The organism is Streptomyces sp. SAS_270 (assembly GCF_052543295.1).
Genome location: NZ_JBMNDS010000010.1, coordinates 38,622 through 57,905, shown reverse-complemented (window position 1 = coordinate 57,905; position 19,284 = coordinate 38,622). Strand labels below are relative to the sequence as shown.

Sequence of the window (19,284 nt, the reverse complement as noted above, 5' to 3'; positions counted from 1 at the left end):
CAGCTTGACCTAACTGCGGTGCCGGGGAGGATCCGGTTCACCGCCTGAGTCCTGGAGAAGGCGAGGACTTGAGCATGGGATCCACTTCCGCCGAGAACAGCAACACCGAAGGCGTCGGCCGCCGCGATCTGATCAAGCGGTCCGCAGCACTGGGCCTGATCACCGTCCCCACCATGAGCTTCCTGTCCGCCTGCGCGAGCGGCGGCGGAGACGACAGCTCCGGCGACGAGAACCAGGGCAAGACCAGCAAGAAGAACCCCTTCGGCGTGGACAAGGGCACCAAGGTCGACGTCGTCGTCTTCAAGGGCGGATACGGCGACGACTACGCCAAGGCCTGGGAAGCCGCCTTCGACAAGAAGTGGGGCACCAAGAGCGTCCACACGGGCACCCAGGAGATCACCGGCAAGCTCCAGCCCCGCTTCAACAACAACACCCCGCCGGACATCGTCGACGACTCCGGCGCCCAGCAGATCAAGCTGGACGTGCTCGCCAAGAACGGCCAACTGCTCGACCTGGCCGCCGTGCTCGACGCCCCGTCCATCGACGACCCGAGCAAGAAGGTCCGCGACACCCTCATCCCCGGCACGCTCGACCCGGGCCTGCAGGGCGGCAAGGTCGTGGCCCTCAACTACATCTACACGGTGTGGGGCCTGTGGTACTCCGGCAAGCTCTTCAAGGAGAAGGGCTGGGAGGTGCCGAAGACCTGGGACGACTTCCTCGCCATCTGCAAGGACGCCAAGTCGCAGGGCATCGGCGGCCTCGCCCACCAGGGCAAGTACCCGTACTACATCAACGTCGCCATCATGGACCTGATCGCCAAGAAGGGCGGTCTGGACGCCATGAAGGCGATCGACAACCTCGACCCGAAGGCGTTCGTCGGGTCCGACGCCGCCCAGGCGGCCGTCGAGGCGATCTACGAGGTCGTCGAGAAGGGCTACCTGCTGCCGGGCACCAACGGTCTCACCCACACCGAGTCGCAGACCCGCTGGAACCAGTACAAGGCCGCGTTCATCACCTGCGGCTCCTGGCTGGAGAACGAGCAGCTCAAGCAGACCCCGGCCGACTTCGACATGAAGTTCATGCCGATGCCCAACCTGCCCGGCAGCGCGCTGCCCTTCGAGGCGATCCGGGCCGGCTCGGGTGAGCCCTTCATCATCCCCGCGAAGGCCGGAAACCTGCCTGCCGCCAAGGAGTTCATGCGGAGCATGCTCTCCAAGGAGTGGTCGACGCTCTTCGCGCAGAAGGCCAACTCGCTCACCATCCTCAAGGACGGCGTCTCCACCGGCGTAAAACTGCGTCCGGGTACGCAGTCCACCGTTGAGGCCTCGAAGGCGGCGGGCGACAATACCTTCAACTACCTGTACCCCAACTGGTACAGCGAGATGGGCACCGCCATCGAGAACGCGTCCAACGAGCTGATGTCCAAGCGTATTCAGCCGAAGGAATGGCTGAAGCGGGCTCAGGCCGCCGTCGACAAGGCCGCCAAGGACCCGGCGTCCAAGAAGAACCACCGCGACTGACACGCAACCCGGAACACCAGGGTCACGCACACCCGGAACACCAGGGTCACGCACACCCGGAACACCAGGGGCAGGATGCCATGCGAAAAGGGCAGTACCGGTTCGTCGCGGGGTTTCTCCTCGCTCCTTTGGCGCTGTATCTGATCTTCGTGATCTGGCCGTACATACAGACCATCGGCTACTCCTTCACCGACTGGACGGGCCAGTCACAGAAGTTCAGCTTCGTCGGCCTGGACAATTACACGGCGTTGTTCAAGGACGACGTGTTCATGGGCGCCATCTGGCACAACATCCTGTTCCTGGTGTTCATCCCGGTGATCACCATCCTGCTCGCCCTCTTCTTCGCCTTCATGGTGAACGCGGGCGGGCGGGGCCGGGCCGGCGGTGTCGAGGGCGTCGCCGGCTCGAAGTTCTACAAGATCGTCTACTTCTTCCCGCAGGTGCTCTCGCTCGCGATCGTCGCCGTCCTGTTCGGCGCGCTCTACCGAAGTGACGGCGGTGGCCTGCTCAACGGCATCCTGATCAAGCTGGGCCTCGTCGACGCGAACAATCCGATCGAGTGGATGAACGAGCCCAAGCTCGTCCTGTGGTGCCTGATGGCGGTGGTGGTCTGGCACGGCGTCGGCTTCTACCTGGTGCTGTTCTCGGCCGCCATGCAGTCCATCCCGAAGGACATCTACGAGGCCGCGCTGCTCGACGGCGCCGGCCGCGGGCACACCTTCTTCCGGGTCACCCTGCCCCTGCTGTGGGACACGGTGCAGACGGCGTGGGTCTACCTCGGCATCATCGCGATGGACATGTTCGTGCTCGTCTCCACCATGACCCAGGGCACCGGGTACGGCGGCGGGCCCGACCACCACAGCGACGTCATGGCGAACGTCATGATGCGCAACTTCCTCTACTTCGGAAAGAGCGGCTACGCCTGCGCCATGGGCGTCGTCATGCTGCTCCTCACCCTGGTCCTGTCCGTGGTCACGCTGCGCGCCACCCGCCGCGAGCGCATCGAGTTCTGAGCGGGAGAGAGACCATGAGCGCACCCATCACCGAACCGACCAAGGTCGACACACCCGGCGTACCGCCCGGAGGCACGGTAAAGAAGGCCCCGCCGCGGCCCGGCGACAAGCGCAGCGAGGGCATGACCCTCAATGTCTTCTCGCACGGATTCCTCGCCCTGTGGGCCGTGTTGATCATCCTTCCACTGCTCTGGCTGGTCCTGAGCTCCTTCAAGACCGACGCGCAGATCGGTGGCTCGGCCCTGGGCTGGCCCTCCAACTGGCAGCTGGACGTGTTCAGCAGGGCCTGGGACAAGGGCATCGGCGACTACTTCGCCAACACGCTCATCGTGCTGGTGTTCTCGGTCCCACTGACCATGCTGCTGGGCTCGATGGCGGCCTATGTGCTGGCCCGCTACGAGTTCCCGGGCAACCGGCTCGTCTACTACTTCTTCGTCGGCGGGGCGATGTTCCCGGTGTTCCTCGCCCTCGTGCCGCTGTTCTTCATGGTCAAGCGGCTCGACATGTTGAACACCTACCAGGGTCTGATCCTGGTGTACGTCGCCTACTCGATGCCGTTCACCGTGTTCTTCATGCACGCCTTCTTCCGCACGCTGCCGAACGCCGTCTTCGAGGCCGCGGTCCTGGACGGCGCCTCGCACAGCCGGGCGTTCTTCCAGGTCATGCTGCCGATGGCGAAGCCCGGCCTGCTGAGCGTCGGCATCTTCAACGTGCTGGGCCAGTGGAACCAGTACATCCTGCCGTCGGTGCTGATGCAGCCGCAGAAGGGCGGCGATCCGGAACGGTACGTGCTCACCCAGGGCCTCATCCAGCTCCAGCAGCAGCAGGGCTACGCCACCGACCTGCCCGTCCTCTTCGCCGGCGTCACCATCGCCATGATCCCGATGCTCGTCGTCTACCTGTCCTTCCAACGCCAGGTCCAGGCGGGCATGACCTCGGCCACGCTCAAGTAGCCCTGCCGCACGTTTCGCTCGTCCAGCGCCTGCGCCACCCTCGCTCCCGGGGGTGACGCAGGCGTCTTCGGGAAAGAGGCCGCGGCGCGACGGGGTGTGAACCGAAGGGAGAGCGTCCCTGCGGTTCGCGGCCGAAAGGGTGACAAATTACGCATAGCCGGGCTCTCGTTGGTGTGGCGTGCGTCACGGATGTCGTTGCGTCCCTGGTCAGCGCCTTGTCTCCGGCGTCAGGGCTGGGTTTTTCCGCTTCCGAGGCGTCGCGCATCGTCCGGGCCGGGCCTTCATCTGTGTGCCCTATTGCCCAGATGTGGCGCAACCTCTTGACGGGAGGTAACCCAAACGGCTCAGCTTAGAGTTCACTAGTTGGACATAGACGGGGCCTCATTGTGGCGGCCCCGTACGCGGGAGGTCGTCGTGGAGACTCCGGGGTCGCAGTCGTCGCTGCACCGGGCCAATCTGGAGCGCGTCGTCCGTGCGGTGCGGCTTGCGGGCTCGCTGACGCAGGCGGAGATCGCGAGGACGACGGGCCTGTCCGCCGCGACCGTCTCCAATATCGTCCGTGAGCTCAAGGACGGTGGAACGGTCGAGGTCACACCCACTTCGGCCGGGGGTCGCAGGGCCCGCAGCGTCAGTCTGAGCGGCGATGCCGGCATTGTCATCGGCGTCGACTTCGGGCATACGCATTTGCGCGTCGCGGTCGGGAATCTCGCCCACCAGGTGCTCGCCGAGGAGTCGGAGCCGCTGGATGTGGACGCGTCCGCGGCGCAGGGCTTCGACCGGGCGGAGGAGCTGGTCAGTCGCCTGATCGCAGCAACCGGGGTCGACCGGTCGAAGATCGCGGGCGTGGGGCTCGGTGTACCCGGCCCGATCGACGTCGAGTCCGGGACTCTGGGCTCCACCTCGATCCTGCCGGGCTGGACCGGCGCGAAGCCCGCCGAGGAGCTGCAGGGGCGGCTCGGCGTGCCCGTGCACGTGGACAACGACGCCAACCTCGGCGCCCTCGGCGAGCTGGTCTGGGGCAGTGGGCGCGGCGTCAAGGACCTGGCGTACATCAAGGTCGCCAGCGGTGTCGGTGCGGGACTCGTCATCAGCGGCAAGATCTACCGCGGCCCGGGTGGCACAGCGGGAGAAATCGGGCATATTACTCTTGATGAATCCGGCCCCGTCTGCCGCTGCGGCAACCGGGGCTGCTTGGAGACCTTCGCGGCGGCGCGCTATGTGCTGCCGCTCCTCCAGTCCAGTCATGGCACGGATCTGACCATGGAAGGAGTGGTCAGGCTGGCACGGGACGGAGATCCGGGCTGCCGTCGTGTGATCGCCGACGTCGGTCGACACATCGGCAGTGGAGTCGCCAATCTCTGCAATTTGCTGAACCCGAGCCGGGTGGTCCTCGGCGGCGACCTAGCGGAAGCCGGCGAGCTGGTTCTCGGGCCCATAAGGGAGTCTGTCGGCCGCTACGCGATCCCGAGTGCGGCACGCCAACTGTCCGTTCTCCCGGGGGCACTTGGGGGCCGTGCGGAGGTGCTCGGAGCACTCGCTCTCGCGCTCAGCGAGATGGGTGATTCGACCCTTTTGGACGGCACGCTGCATGCAGTGACCCCTGCCTTCACTTAGAGAACGGATGGCACCGTTGCCATCTCGTTAAGGATTTACTTCTTGACGTCGCACGTGTGGCCGAGTTGACTTCCAGCCACCTCGGCCGCAACGTCGCGGCCTCGTCAGGGAGGTTTCTGAAGTGAACACGCGTATGCGTCGTGCCGCCGTTGCTGTCGCCGCTGGTGCGATGGCCGTATCGCTGGCTGCCTGTGGCAGTGCCAAGGAGTCCGGCGACAAGAGTGAGGCTTCGAAGTCCGCTTCGAAGAAGGGCGACGCGATCAAGGTCGGTCTGCTCCTGCCGGAGAACGAGACCGCGCGTTACGAGAAGTTCGACAAGCCCTTGATCGAGAAGAAGGTCAAGGAGCTCACGAACAACAAGGGCGAGGTCGTCTACGCCAACGCCAAGCAGCAGGCCACCACCCAGGCCCAGCAGGTCGACACGATGATCACCAACAAGGTGGACGTGCTGATCGTGGACGCGGTGGACTCCAAGGCCATCGCGAGCGGCGTGAAGAAGGCCAAGGAGGCCGGCATCCCCGTCGTCGCCTACGACCGCCTGGCCGAGGGTCCCATCGACGCCTACACCTCGTTCGACAACGAAGAGGTCGGCCACGTTCAGGGCAAGGCGCTCCTGACGGCCCTGGGCGCCAAGGCCAAGCCCTCCGCGAAGATCGTCATGATGAACGGCGCGATCACCGACCCGAACGCCGCCCTCTTCAAGAAGGGCGCGCTCGCCGAGCTCAAGGGCAAGGTCGACATCGCGAAGTCGTACGACACCAAGGAGTGGAAGCCCGAGAACGCCAACCAGAACATGGAAGGCGCGATCGCCGCGATCGGCAAGGACAAGATCGTCGGCGTCTACTCCGCCAACGACGGCATGGCGGGCGGCATCATCACCGCCCTGAAGGCCGCGGGCGTCTCCCCGCTCCCGCCGGTCACCGGCCAGGACGCCGAGCTCGCCGGTGTGCAGCGCATCGTCGCGGGTGAGCAGTACATGAGCGTCTACAAGCCGTACGCCCCCGAGGCCACCGCCGCCGCCGAGATGGCCGTCGCGCTCGCCCAGGGCAAGTCGCTCGACTCGGTCGCCAAGGACAAGGTCGACAGCCCGACCACCAAGGCCGTCCCGTCGGTCATCGTCCCGGTCATCTCGCTGACCAAGGCGAACGTCAACGACACCGTCATCAAGGACGGCGTCTACACCGCCGCCGAAATCTGCACGGCCAAGTACAAGGCGGCCTGCGACAAGCTCGGCATCAAGTAAGTCACCGCAGGTCTCTATCCGCGTACGGGAATTCGTCCTTGAATTCCCGTACGGGACTTGCGCTCCAAGCCCCTCCGGCACCCCGCCGTCAAACAGCCCCGCAAGCTAGGCGGGGTGCCGGACGGAACTCCCCCCGATCTTTCTGCACAACCTCCCGCCGGGTCAGGCGGCGAAGGAGATGGTTCACGTGTCCGCTACGCCTGTTCTGGCGTTGCGCGGGGTCTCGAAGCGGTTCGGTGCCGTTCAGGCGCTCACCGACGTAGAGCTCGAGGTCCACGCCGGTGAGGTGGTCGCCCTGGTGGGCGACAACGGCGCCGGAAAGTCCACGCTGGTCAAGACGATCGCCGGCGTGCATCCCATCGATGAGGGCGTCATCGAGTGGGGCGGCAAGGCAGTTCAGATCAACCGGCCGCACGACGCCCAGAGCCTGGGCATCGCGACCGTCTACCAGGACCTCGCGCTGTGCGACAACATCGACGTCGTCGGCAACCTCTTCCTGGGCCGCGAGCTCAAGCGCCGCGGCGTTCTGGACGAGGTCGAGATGGAGCGCCGCGCCCGCGAGCTCCTGCAGACGCTGTCGATCCGCATCCCCAGCGTGCGCATCCCGATCGCCTCGCTCTCCGGCGGTCAGCGCCAGACCGTGGCCATCGCGCGCTCCATGCTCGGCGAGCCCAAGCTGGTCATCCTCGACGAGCCCACCGCGGCCCTCGGTGTCGAGCAGACCGCGCAGGTCCTCGACCTGGTGGAGCGGCTGCGCGAGCGCGGCCACGCAGTCATCCTCATCAGCCACAACATGGCCGATGTGAAGGCCGTCGCCGACAAGGTCGCCGTACTGCGGCTCGGCAGCAACAACGGCGTCTTCGAGGTCAAGTCGACCTCGCAGGAAGAGATCATCTCCGCCATCACCGGCGCCACGGACAACGCCGTGACCCGTCGTGCGGCGCGCAGCAACGGGGAGGCTCAGAAGTGAGCATCGACAAGACCTCCGCCACGCCGGAGGACCAGCACATCGTCGAGAACCCCGAGGCCGCCGCCGGAGCCGACGTCGCCGTCGACCCCCGGCTGCTGGTGCGCGAGCGCGGTCTCGCCGGCTACCTGGACGAGTTCAAGCGCAAGATGCGCGCGGGCGACCTGGGCTCCATGCCCGTCGTGGTCGGCCTGATCATCATCTGCGCGATCTTCCAGAGCCTGAACTCGGCCTTCCTCTCGGCCGAGAACCTGAACAACATCGCCGTGGCCATGGTGGCCACCGGCATGATGTCGGTCGGCATCATCTTCGTGCTGCTGCTCGGCGAGATCGACCTGTCGGTCGGCTCGGTGAGCGGTGTCGCGGGTGCGGTCACCGCCGTACTCAGCGTCACGCACGGCATGAACGAGTGGCTCGCCGTGATCATCGCGATCGCCAGCGGCGCTGCCATCGGCGCGATCCACGGGTTCTTCTTCGCCAAGATCGGCGCGCCCGCGTTCGCGGTCACGCTGGCCGGCCTGCTGTTCTGGCTCGGCTTCATGCTCCAGATCCTGGGCGAGAACGGCACCATCAACCTCGACGGCGACGGCGTGGTCGGCAAGCTGACCACGTACTACTTCACGGACGTCGCGGCGGCCTACGCCCTCGCCGTGGTCGCGGTCGCGGGCTTCTTCCTCTCCTCGTACCTGGACAGCCGCCGCCGTCAGGCCGCGGGCGTCCCGTCCCGGCCGCTCGTCGACATCCTGGTGCGCACCGGCGCGCTGGCGATCGTCGCCTTCGCCGCGGCGGTCATGTTCAACCAGTACAAGGGCCTGCCGCTGGCGCTGCTGCTCTTCGTGGTGTTCCTGGTCGGCACGGACTTCCTGCTGCGCCGCACCGCGTACGGTCGCAAGATCTTCGCGCTCGGCGGCAGCGTCGAGGCCTCCCGCCGTGCCGGTATCAACGTCACGGCGATCCGGATCTCGGTCTTCTCCATCGCGGGTACCTTCGCGGCCATCGGCGGTCTGTTCTGGGCCTCCAAGATCGCGGCGGCGAACCAGGGCTCCGGCACTGGTGACCTGCTGATGAACGTCATCGCGGCAGCCGTCATCGGCGGCACCAGCCTCTTCGGCGGCCGCGGCCGCACCTGGAACGCGCTGCTCGGTGTCATGGTGATCACCTCGATCCAGTACGGCCTGGCCCTGCAGGGCATCGCCACCCCGATCCAGTACATGATCACCGGTGGTGTGCTGCTGGCGACGGTCGTCATCGACTCCGTCACCCGCAAGACCCAGAAGACGGCGGGCCGCGCCTAGCGGCTGCCCCACCCTGGACGAAGTGCCCGGTACCAATGGCGGTACCGGGCACTTCCATGTGCGGAACGCGTCCGGAACACATGCGAAAAAGGAACGCGTGTACGGGCGATTTACGGCCGTTCGCGTGACGTACACCCCAGAGCCCGGACGCCGCCATGAAAGGCGGAACATTAGACTCGACAGACCCGGCGAAAGCTCGAACAGCTCTACTGCAAGGAGGCACGGGTGCCGCTGCTGACCCGCATCACGGGACCGCGCGATCTGGACCGGCTCAGCCTGGAGCAGCTGGACCAGCTGGCAGAGGAGATCCGGACCTTCCTCGTCGACGCCGTCTCCAAGACCGGCGGCCACCTCGGCCCCAACCTCGGTGTGGTCGAGCTCACCATCGCCCTGCACCGCGTCTTCGAGTCGCCGAAGGACAGGGTGCTGTGGGACACGGGCCACCAGTCCTACGTCCACAAGCTGCTCACCGGCCGTCAGGACTTCTCGAAGCTGAAGATGAAGGGCGGCCTGTCCGGCTACCCCGCGCAGTCCGAGTCCGAGCACGACGTGATCGAGAACTCGCACGCCTCGACCGTCCTCGGCTGGGCCGACGGCCTCGCCAAGGCCAACGAGGTGCAGGGCCGCGGTGACCACGTGGTCGCCGTCATCGGCGACGGCGCCCTGACCGGCGGCATGGCCTGGGAGGCGCTCAACAACATCGCGGACGCCAAGGAGCGCCCGCTGGTGATCGTCGTCAACGACAACGAGCGCTCGTACGCGCCCACCATCGGCGGCCTCGCGAACCATCTGGCGACCCTGCGCACCACCGACGGCTACGAACGCTTCCTGGCCCGCACCAAGGACCTCCTGGAGCGCACCCCGGTCCTCGGCAAGCCGCTCTACGAGACCCTGCACGGCGCCAAGAAGGGCCTGAAGGACTTCATCGCCCCGCAGGGCATGTTCGAGGACCTCGGCATCAAGTACGTCGGCCCGATCGACGGCCACGACATCGAGGCCCTGGAGTCCGCGCTGGCCCGCGCCAAGCGCTTCGGCGGCCCGGTCATCGTGCACTGCCTCACCGAGAAGGGCCGCGGCTACCAGCCCGCCCTCCAGGACGAGGCGGACCGCTTCCACGGCATCGGCCCCATCCACCCGGACACGGGTCTGCCGATCAAGGCCTCGGGCGCCGACTGGACCTCCGTCTTCGGCGACGAGATGGTCGAACTCGGCAGGGAGCGCGAGGACATCGTCGCCATCACGGCCGCCATGCTCCAGCCGGTCGGCCTGAAGAAGTTCGCGGACGCCTTCCCGAACCGGATCTACGACGTCGGCATCGCCGAGCAGCATGCCGCCGTCTCCGCCGCGGGCCTCGCCACCGGCGGACTGCACCCCGTCTTCGCCGTCTACGCGACCTTCCTCAACCGCGCCTTCGACCAGGTCCTGATGGACGTGGCCCTGCACAGGTGCGGGGTCACCTTCGTACTGGACCGCGCGGGCGTCACCGGCACCGACGGCGCCTCCCACAACGGCATGTGGGACATGTCGATCCTCCAGGTCGTACCGGGCCTGCGCCTCGCCGCGCCGCGCGACGCCGACCAGGTCCGCGCCCAGCTGCGCGAGGCCGTCGAGGTGGACGACGCGCCGACCGTGGTCCGCTTCTCCAAGGGCGCCGTCGGCCCGGCGGTGCCCGCCGTGGGCCGTATCGGCGGCATGGACGTACTGCGCGAGCCCGGCACCGACGCCCCCGACGTCCTCCTGGTCTCCATCGGTGCCCTCGCGCCGATGTGCCTGGAGATCGCCGGCCTGCTCGACAAGCAGGGCATCACCACGACCGTCGTCGACCCGCGCTGGGTCAAGCCCGTCGACGAGGCCATGGCACCGCTCGCCGAGCAGCACCGCGTCGTCGTCACCGTCGAGGACAACTCCCGCGTCGGCGGCGTCGGTTCGGCGATCGCCCAGGCCCTGCGCGACGCGGGCGTCGACGTCCCCCTGCGGGACTTCGGCATCCCGCCGCGCTTCCTCGACCACGCCTCCCGCGCCGAGGTCATGGCGGAGATCGGCCTCACCGCGCCGGACATCGCCCGCCAGGTCACCGGGCTCGTCTCCAAGCTGGACGGACGGTTCGAGCGCACCACCGCGCAGGCCGTGGAAGCGGCGGTGGAGCCCGCCCGCGACTGACGCGTTCCCGCGGTCCTCTGGGCCGGTTCCGCCACCCTGTTCGGGTGGCGGAACCGGCCCATCTGCGTGAATCCACCCGTGCCGGGGCATACGGAGCACGAACCCCCTCGATCATGTCGAGGACGACGAGCGTGGGAGGTACATCCGTGAGCACCCTCTTCAGAACGAAGAAGGTCGAACAGTCGATCTTGGACACTGAGGAGCCGGAGCACGCACTCAAGAAGTCGCTCTCGGCCCTGGACCTCACCGTCTTCGGCGTCGGCGTGATCATCGGCACCGGCATCTTCGTCCTCACCGGCACGGTGGCCAGGAACAACGCCGGTCCCGCCGTCGCCCTGGCCTTCGTGGTGGCCGGGGTCAGCTGCGGGCTCGCCGCGCTCTGCTACGCCGAGTTCGCCTCCACGGTGCCGGTGGCGGGCTCCGCGTACACCTTCTCCTACGCCTCCCTCGGCGAACTGCCCGCCTGGACCATCGGCTGGGACCTGGTCCTGGAGTTCGCGCTCGGCACGGCGGTGGTCGCCGTCGGCTGGTCCGGCTACATCGCCTCACTGCTGGACAACGCCGGCTGGCATCTGCCGGCGAGGCTCGCGGGCCGGGACGGAGCCCACGGCTTCGGCTTCGACATCCTCGCCGCCGCCCTGGTCCTCGTGCTCACCGGCATTCTCGTGCTCGGCACCAAGCTCTCGGCGCGCGTCACCTCGATCGTCGTCGCCATCAAGGTGACGGTCGTCCTCGTCGTGATCGTCGCGGGCGCCTTCTTCATCAAGGGCGACAACTACCACCCGTTCATCCCCAAGGCGCAGACCGTGGAGGCGGGCGGAGACCTCCAGTCCCCGCTCATCCAGCTGATGTTCGGCTGGGCCCCGTCCAACTTCGGCGTGATGGGCATCTTCACCGCCGCCTCCGTCGTCTTCTTCGCCTTCATCGGCTTCGACGTCGTCGCCACGGCCGCCGAGGAGACCAGGAACCCGCAGCGCGACATGCCGCGCGGCATCCTCGGCTCCCTGCTCATCTGCACCACCCTCTACGTCGCGGTGTCCATCGTCGTGACCGGGATGCAGCACTACACGAAGCTGTCCGTCACCGCGCCGCTCGCCGACGCCTTCAAGGCCACCGGACACCCGTGGTTCGCGGGGTTCATCAGCTTCGGCGCCGCCGTCGGCCTCACGACCGTGTGCATGATCCTGCTGCTCGGCCAGACCCGCGTCTTCTTCGCGATGAGCCGCGACGGACTGCTGCCCCGCTTCTTCTCCCACGTCCACCCGAGGTTCAAGACCCCGCACCGGCCGACGATCCTGCTCGGCGTGATCATCGCGATCCTCGCGGGCTTCACGCCCCTGAGCGAGCTCGCCGAACTGGTCAACATCGGCACGCTCTTCGCCTTCGTGGTCGTCGCGCTCGGCGTGATCATCCTCCGCAGGTCCCGCCCCGACCTGCACCGCTCCTTCCGCACCCCGCTGGTACCCCTGGTCCCGATCCTGTCGGTCCTCGCCTCGCTGTGGCTGATGCTCAACCTGCCCGCCGAGACCTGGCTGCGCTTCGGGATCTGGATGGTGATCGGCTTCTTCGTCTACTTCCTGTACGGGATCTCGCACAGCCGTCTCGGGCGGCGCGACGAGACGTCGGTGGGTGAGGTGCTGTAGCCGCCGGGCGAGGGCACCGGGGTTCGTGGGGGCCTCAGTTCGTCACCGGAGTGCTCGCCCACCTGCGTGTGATCCTGCCCACCGCGGCGGTCGCCTCCTCGGCCGGCCGCCCGCCTGCGCGCACCGCGGGGGAGAACTCGATGTGCAGGAACGGCACGTGGTCGTCGTCGGCGTCGCGGCTCTGCACGTTCTCCCGGCCCTCCAAGGGGCAGCTCCTGGCCCAGGCCCGGCACACGTTGAAGCCGCGTGCGCGGAAGGCGTCGGCCAGCGTGCGGCCGTCCTGCCGACCCGTCGGTCCGGCCCCGGTGGAGGCGACCATGTCGTAGCCGGGGGCGGAGGAGGCGGCGAAGCCGTGCAGCTGGATCCCGGGCATCCCCCGCCGGGCAAGCTCGGCGCAGACGGCACTGAAGACGGTGTCCTCGCGGTGCGCCACGTCCGCGGAGTTCCCGACTCCGGCTTTGCGGTGTGCTCCCGCGATCACCAGAACGCCACCGGGGGCGCCACGCATCACCTGCACGCCCAGCAGCTCGGTACCCCGGTCGAAGATCGGATGCGGGACCTGCACGGACCAGCGGGGGCGGTGGTCCAGGTCGATGTAGAACCGGCCCCAGCCGCGCGGAGCCACGGCGGCGTCGGTGCGGTCGGCCACCTCGGCGTAGTGGGCTCCGGAGGAGCGGTCGACGACGGTACGCACGGTGAAGTCGCGTTGCGAAAGCTGCTGCTCCGCTTCCTTGCGGTGCCCGTCGAGCAACAGGCCGACCGCCGCGGCGATGCCCTCGCGGTTGGCGCGGCTGGGTTGTCGGTAGCCGTGGTCCGCGCTGAACCGGCTTGTGTAATCCGTCACTTCGCGCGCCAGGTCGATCTCCCCGGCGCCCTTGAAGGCATGCCGGCCCGCACCGTCCGTGGCCTTGCCTTGGTCGGTGTGGAGGAGGGCGGTGAGTGCACCGGCGAGACCGGCGACGACCAGGAGTATTGTCGTGATCGTTATGATCCGTGGGCGGATGGCTCTCATGGTTGTATCAAGATATCCCGGTGAACAGACGCCGTAGCCGCACCCTGCTGAGCCTGCTGACCCCGCTCTCCCTCGTCGCCGCCGTGTCCGGCTGCGGCCTCGTCTCGGGCGGCGGGGACGACCAGAGCGGCGGGCGCTCCTTCACCGTCGCGGCAGCCGGGGACATCCTGATGCATCCCGAGCTGGTGGACCAGGCGCGCAAGGACGCCAAGCGCACCGGCAAGGGCGTGGACGGGCTGGACTTCGGGCCGATGATGGCCGGCATCAAGCCGGTGATCAGCAAGGCGGACCTGGCGATCTGTCACTTCGAGCCGGTGATGGGTGCGCCGAAGGGCCCGTTCGAGGGCTTCCCGGACTTCCAGGTGCCCCCGCAGGTCGCGAAGACGATCAAGAGCGTCGGCTACGACACCTGCTCCACCGCCTCCAATCACACGCTCGACCACGGGTACGAGGGCGTGAAGCGCACCCTGGACGGGCTGGACGCCGCCGGCCTGAAGCACACGGGTTCCTTCCGGACGAAGAAGGAGTCGCTCACCCCGCTGATCATGGACGTCAAGGGTGTCAAGGTCGCCCAGATATCGTTCGCGTACGGCTTCAACGAGCCCCACAAGCTGCCGAAGGACAAGCCCTGGCTCGCCAACCAGCAGGATCTGCGCCAGATCAAGGCCGCTGAGCAGCGGGCCCGCAAGGCCGGTGCCGAAGTGGTGATCCTCTCCCTGCACTGGGGTCGCGAGCACCACCCGGAGCCCTCGTCCACGCAGCTCTCCTTCGCCCGGCAGATCGCCCGTCACACGGGTATCAATCTGGTCATCGGCCACCACGCGCACGTCGTGGAGCCCATGGAGAAGGTCGACGGAACCTGGGTGACCTATGGCCTCGGCAACCAGATCGCCCGGCACGAGGTGCCGACGGGGCTGACCGAGGAGGGCGTGATCACCTGGTTCACGTTCACCGAGCACGGCAAGGGCAACTGGGAGGTCCGGCCCCGCTACGAGCCGACGCTGCTGATGATCCCGCCGGACGCCGAGAACGAGCGGGACGGCGGCGCGGCCACCTACAAGGACGACGACGTGAGGGACTACCGCCTGCTGGACGTGGCGACCGCGCTCCGGGACGACCAGGACCTCACGGACGCCCAGCGGGCCCGGCTGCGGCTCGCGTTCGAACGCACGGAGGGCACCCTGCTCAACCGTGGCGCGGCCAAGGACGGTCTGAAGGCACTGACCTCGCTGCCCGATTAATGTGCATGCATGCCCGATCCTGACCGCCTAAACGCGAATGTTGCGTACATCACAAAGCAACCTGCGCAACTCTGAGGGCCTCCTACCAGTCTGACTGCTGCGGGTGTGCCCGGGAGACGGGCGCGCCCGCAATGCATCCGTAATCGAACAACGTTCCCGATTTCCTGTGCGGAACTGGCCGTCCCGCACCCCTGAGAGGACCCTCCTGTGGCGTCACCGCCTCCGGCGCGGCACCATCGAGCCCGCCGTCGTGCCGACATGTCGCTGATCGGAGGCATCCGCCCGCCGATCGCGGTCCTGTCGGTGCTCCTCCTGACGCTTGCCGGCGTCACAGCACTCGTGCTGGGCCGCGTCGACAACGCCGGAGTGTCAAAGGCGGTGCTGACGTCCCAACAGCACTTCGCGGAGGACGGCGCCATCGCGCTGCGTGCCTCCATCGACGAGTCCGTCACCGACGTCACCCGGTCCGCCACGTTGTTCAGTGCCGGGCAGCCGGTCTCCAGCGACGCCGTCCTCGACAAGCTCGGCAACACCTACCAGAAGTGGGTGGGCACCGCCGTCGTCGAGATCCGCAGCAACAAGCTGGTCGCGGCCCGCGGTGAGACCGTCCCGCTGACCTCCGTGGACACCTCCGCACTCGGCGGCGCGGACGGACTGGCCCCGCGCATGGTCCGGCTGAAGAACGGCGAGGTGCGTCTGCTGTCCTTCGGGCTGCTGACCTGGCCGGGCAAGCCGCAGCTGCTGCTGGTGACCTCCAGCAACCTGAAGTTCCCCGGTATCAGCCTCGGAGATTTCCGCTCCATCGCCGTGGTCGACCGCGACGGCGCGATCCTCAGCAGCGACGGCATCCCCGAACCCGAGCAGGCGCGCAACAGCATCGACCGCAAGGACATCACGGACTCCCGCAAGCAGCTCAAGGACTTCGCCCAAACGACGGCCCGCAAGGCGCAGCAGGATCCGCGCAGCAGCAAGGAGCCCGGCATCGGGGGCTACCAGGGCGTCAGTGGCAGCCTGCTCGGCGGAAAGCTCCTCAGCGACCGGTCCGTCGCCGGATACGCCACGCTGACCTCACCCCAGCCCGGCGAGGTCAGCACCGCTTCCGGGCTCGGCCTCTCCGTGGTCGCCATGGTCAAGGTGCCCGAGGACCCCACCCGCACCCATTCCTCGGTCTTCGGTCTGCTGGCGGCCGGCGCCCTGCTCATCGTCGGCGCACTGGCCGTCGCGGTGCTGCTGGGCACCGTGCAACGCCCGCTCATCCGGCTGTTCCTGGAGTCCCGCCGGCTCACCCGGGGCGACCTGACCCGGCCCGTCACCGTCCCGGGCTACGGCGAGGCGCACCGCATCGGCAACACCCTGGAGCAGCTGCGCCGGCAGCTGGTCAGCGAGTCCGACGAAGCCTCAGGCCCGGCGCCGCGTCCGCGCGGACTGCGCAGGGTGGGCACCCGGGCCCTGCTGGTGGTGAGCGCCAGCCTGCTGCTGGCCTGGTGCGCACCGCTGATGCTGCTGCTCAACCGCGCGGACAGCACGGCCGTCGTACCCCAGCAGCTCGTCAGCGACCAGCGCGAGCGCACCCAGACGCTCAGCGACCGGGTGCGTCGCGCGCTCAACGAGGGTGACGCCGACCTCCAGTCGGTCGCCTCGCTGGTCGGCAACCGGACCCCCGAGGCCATGGGCGAGGTGCTGGAACGCACCATCAACGAGAACCAGCGCTACCGTTCGCTCTACATCGTCGACTCCTCCGGTGAGGTCCTGGCCCGGAAGGGCAAGGACCCCCGGGTGATCAAGTCCAAGCGGGCTTCCGGCACCGCGCTCCGGCTGCTGGGCCATGGCGGCAAGGAGCCCGTCGTCGTGGGCGACGCGGCGATCCCGGGCCGCAAGGGCAGTTATCTGGTGGGCGAGTTCCGCGTCGAGTTCCTCAACGCCCTGCTGAACCGGCCGGGCATGGGCGTGGTCCGGCTCGTGGACGACCACAGCAAGATCATCGCCGGCAACACGGGCTTCCTCGCCTTCCAGTCGCTGCCCGACGACAACCTGAAGGACCTCGTCTCGGCCAGCGCCCAGCGGCTCGGCAAGAAGGCACGGCCCAACGGCGTGCTCTACCACGCGCACGGCGTGCGGATCGCCGCCGCCGCGCCGTTCGCCGGCAGCGGCTCCGCCCAGAAGCTCGGCTGGAGCGTGGTCAGCTGGCAGCCCGCCAGCCGGCTCGCCATCCCCGGCTACGAGTCCCAGAACCGCACCATCCTCGCCGGGCTGCTCGGCGCCACCGCGGCCGTCGCCTGTCTGGGCTGGCTGCACATCGTGGTGGCCCGGCCCCTGCGTGCGCTGGCCGACGGAGCCGAGGCGCTCGCCGGGGGAGACCGCAAGACCGTGCTCTTCCCGCAGCACCACGACGAGGTCGGTGCCGTCACCCGCTCCCTGGAACTCATCCGGCAGCAGCTGCAGGACCAACGCAGGCAGCAGCCCCGCCGCACCCCGCCCCGGCAGCCCGCGCCGCAGCAGTACACAAGGAACTGATCACCCGTGCTCTTCCTCTACACCGTGCTGCTGGTCTGCTGCGCGATCCTGCTCATAGCGGGCATCGTGGAGCAGCGCCGGCACTTCACCAACCTGGACCACATACCCACCCGGGTACTGGTCAACGGGATCCGAGGCAAGTCCTCCATCACCCGGCTGTGCGCGGGCGCCCTGCGCGGCGGTGACCTGGTCACCGTCGCCAAGACGACCGGCACCGCGGCCCGGTTCATCCACCCGGACGCCACCGAGGAGCCGGTCTACCGCAAGTTCGGCATCGCCAACGTGGTCGAGCAGATCGGCATCGTGCGGCGGGCCGCCGCGTACCAGCCGGACGCGCTCGTCATCGAGTGCATGGCCGTCATGCCGGCCCTCCAGGAGATCAACCAGTCCAAGCTGATCCGCTCCACGATCGGCGTGTTGTGCAACGTCCGTGAGGACCACCTCGCCGAGATGGGCCCCACCCTGGACGACGTGGCACGCTCGCTGTGCCGCTCGATGCCGGAGGACGGCATCTGCGTCACCGCCGAGAAGGATCGTTTCGACATCCTCCAGGAGGAGGCGGACTCCCGGAACTGCCAGCTGATCTACGCCGACCCGGAGACGGTCAGCGACGAGGAGCTGCGCGGTTTCAGCTGGTTCACCTTCAAGGAGAACGTGGCCATCGCGCTGACCGTCGCCGAACTGCTCGGCGTCGACCGTGAGACGGCCTTGACGGGCATGTACGAGGCTCCGCCGGACCCCGGTGTCCTCTCCGTCGAGCGCTATCTGACGCCCGAGGGGAAGAAGCTGCGCTTCGCCAACGTCTTCGCGGCCAACGACCCCGAGTCGACGCTGATGAACATCAACCAGCTGCTCGACCTCGGCGCCGTCCACCGCCCGCTCAACGTGGTCATCAACTGCCGCCCCGACCGCGTCGAGCGCAACGGGCAGATGGGCGAGATCATCCCCGAGCTCGACCCCGAGCACGTCTTCGTCATCGGCCACCCGGCCAAGTCCGCCATCGACGCCATCCCCGCGGAGTTCCGCTCGCGCGCCGTCGACCTCGGCGGCGACAAGCGTGACCCGGAGGAGTTCATGGCCCTGCTGCTGCAGCAGCTCGGCCCGGACTCCTCACTGGTCGCGATCGGCAACATCCACGGCCAGGGCGAGATCCTGCTCGAGCACCTCGCCGAACTCCCGCCGGACGACAGCGCCGAGGAGCCCGTGGCCGAGGCGTCGACCGACCGTGCGGGGGCGGCGCCCACCGTGGTCGAGCACGTAGAGACCGTGCAGCTGTACGCGCCCCGCATCGACCCGTACCAGGGCTACCCGCAGGCGTACGAGTCGCGCTACACCCAGCAGCCGTACGTCCCGCAGATCCCCGTACAGCGCGATGCCGCACACCAGGACCGGGCGAGCCAGGCGGGGCACGGGCAGCCGTACCCGAACGACCCGTGGCCGCAGCCGCAGCCGTACTACGGCGAGCAGCCTGCCCCCGTCGCGCCGCAGGCGCGCCCGGACACCGGCCCCCCGGCCGGACAGGACCACCCCCGCGGGCTGTTCGAACCCCGCGTACCTCCCCAGCCTTCCGACGACGACAGCCAGCAGTGGCACAGCCCAGGAGAACAGCGTTGATCCCCTCCGTCCTCACCCCCGAGATCGCCGCGATCGGCATCGGCCTGGGTCTGATGTTCTCGCTGATGTGCTACCTGACGACCAACCTGTCGCCGGGCGGCATGATCACGCCGGGCTGGCTGGCGCTCACCCTGATCGAGGACCTGCAGCGGGCCGCACTGGTGCTCGGGGTGACCGTGCTGACCTACGTCACCACACTGCTGCTGCAGCGTTTCGTGATCCTCTACGGGAAGCGGCTGTTCGCGACCGTGGTGCTCAGCGGCGTGCTCATCCAGGCCACCGTGATCATCGTGCTGCAGATGGAGTTCCCGCTGCTGTACGCCAACCAGACGCTCGGCTTCATCGTCCCGGGCCTGATCGGCTATCAGCTGGTGCGTCAGCCCAAGGGCGCGACGCTGCTGTCCACCGGAGCGGTCACCCTCGCCACCTATGTGGTCCTGACCGCCGGAATCCTCCTGGGCGCTCTGCCGTCCGCCTGAACTTGCCTGTACTCGA

14 protein-coding genes are annotated in these 19,284 nt (G+C 68.1%); 13 read left to right on the top strand and 1 reads right to left on the bottom strand.

Annotated features, from left to right (window positions below; translation table 11 throughout):
• Positions 1–74 precede the first annotated feature (74 nt).
• The 9 genes from ngcE (at position 75) to ACN6LB_RS09575 (ending at position 12,408) form a co-directional block, all read left to right on the top strand.
• On the top strand, positions 75–1,520 hold the full coding sequence (gene ngcE, locus ACN6LB_RS09615) for an N-acetylglucosamine/diacetylchitobiose ABC transporter substrate-binding protein (protein WP_445025430.1): 1,446 nt from the start codon (positions 75–77) through the stop codon (positions 1,518–1,520).
• Between the two features lie 80 nt (positions 1,521–1,600).
• A complete protein-coding gene (locus tag ACN6LB_RS09610) occupies positions 1,601–2,533 on the top strand; it encodes a carbohydrate ABC transporter permease (RefSeq protein ID WP_356144652.1) in 933 nt (310 codons plus the stop codon).
• A gap of 14 nt (positions 2,534–2,547) precedes the next feature.
• Positions 2,548–3,486: a carbohydrate ABC transporter permease gene (locus ACN6LB_RS09605; protein ID WP_356144654.1), complete on the top strand. Its 939-nt coding sequence runs from the start codon at positions 2,548–2,550 to the stop codon at positions 3,484–3,486.
• A gap of 414 nt (positions 3,487–3,900) precedes the next feature.
• Positions 3,901–5,100 carry an ROK family transcriptional regulator gene (locus tag ACN6LB_RS09600; RefSeq protein WP_356144656.1) on the top strand — a complete coding sequence of 400 codons (1,200 nt, stop codon included), beginning with the start codon at positions 3,901–3,903 and terminating at the stop codon, positions 5,098–5,100.
• Positions 5,101–5,233: 133 nt separating this feature from the next.
• Entirely contained in the window at positions 5,234–6,343 is a 1,110-nt protein-coding gene (locus ACN6LB_RS09595) for a substrate-binding domain-containing protein (protein WP_445025504.1), read from the top strand.
• 178 nt (positions 6,344–6,521) lie between these two features.
• Positions 6,522–7,313 carry an ATP-binding cassette domain-containing protein gene (locus ACN6LB_RS09590; protein WP_356144658.1) on the top strand — a complete coding sequence of 264 codons (792 nt, stop codon included), beginning with the start codon at positions 6,522–6,524 and terminating at the stop codon, positions 7,311–7,313.
• Complete coding sequence (locus tag ACN6LB_RS09585) at positions 7,310–8,605, top strand: sugar ABC transporter permease (RefSeq protein WP_445025429.1); 1,296 nt, start codon at positions 7,310–7,312, stop codon at positions 8,603–8,605. The genes ACN6LB_RS09590 and ACN6LB_RS09585 overlap by 4 nt, the downstream gene beginning before the upstream one ends.
• A 225-nt stretch (positions 8,606–8,830) precedes the next feature.
• Entirely contained in the window at positions 8,831–10,765 is a 1,935-nt protein-coding gene (dxs, locus tag ACN6LB_RS09580) for a 1-deoxy-D-xylulose-5-phosphate synthase (RefSeq protein ID WP_445025428.1), read from the top strand.
• A 146-nt stretch (positions 10,766–10,911) separates the two neighbouring features.
• Positions 10,912–12,408, top strand: a complete 1,497-nt coding sequence (locus ACN6LB_RS09575; protein ID WP_356147997.1) for an amino acid permease — start codon at positions 10,912–10,914, stop codon at positions 12,406–12,408.
• 34 nt (positions 12,409–12,442) lie between these two features.
• Here the strand turns inward: ACN6LB_RS09575 and ACN6LB_RS09570 are convergent, their stop codons facing one another.
• Positions 12,443–13,420, bottom strand: coding sequence for a hypothetical protein (locus ACN6LB_RS09570; RefSeq protein WP_356148000.1), 978 nt, complete (start codon positions 13,418–13,420; stop codon positions 12,443–12,445).
• A 20-nt stretch (positions 13,421–13,440) separates the two neighbouring features.
• On the opposite strand from ACN6LB_RS09570, the gene ACN6LB_RS09565 reads away from it, so the two are divergent.
• The 4 genes from ACN6LB_RS09565 (at position 13,441) to ACN6LB_RS09550 (ending at position 19,268) form a co-directional block, all read left to right on the top strand.
• Positions 13,441–14,661, top strand: coding sequence for a CapA family protein (locus tag ACN6LB_RS09565; RefSeq protein WP_445025427.1), 1,221 nt, complete (start codon positions 13,441–13,443; stop codon positions 14,659–14,661).
• Between the two features lie 258 nt (positions 14,662–14,919).
• The gene (locus tag ACN6LB_RS09560; RefSeq protein ID WP_445025426.1) at positions 14,920–17,175 is read left to right on the top strand and encodes a HAMP domain-containing protein; all 2,256 of its coding nucleotides are present in this window, start codon (positions 14,920–14,922) and stop codon (positions 17,173–17,175) included.
• 6 nt (positions 17,176–17,181) lie between these two features.
• Positions 17,182–18,789, top strand: a complete 1,608-nt coding sequence (gene pgsB / locus ACN6LB_RS09555) for a poly-gamma-glutamate synthase PgsB (protein WP_445025425.1) — start codon at positions 17,182–17,184, stop codon at positions 18,787–18,789.
• Positions 18,786–19,268 carry a poly-gamma-glutamate biosynthesis protein PgsC/CapC gene (locus ACN6LB_RS09550; protein WP_356148019.1) on the top strand — a complete coding sequence of 161 codons (483 nt, stop codon included), beginning with the start codon at positions 18,786–18,788 and terminating at the stop codon, positions 19,266–19,268. Before pgsB ends, ACN6LB_RS09550 begins: the two co-directional genes overlap by 4 nt.
• Positions 19,269–19,284: the final 16 nt, after the last annotated feature.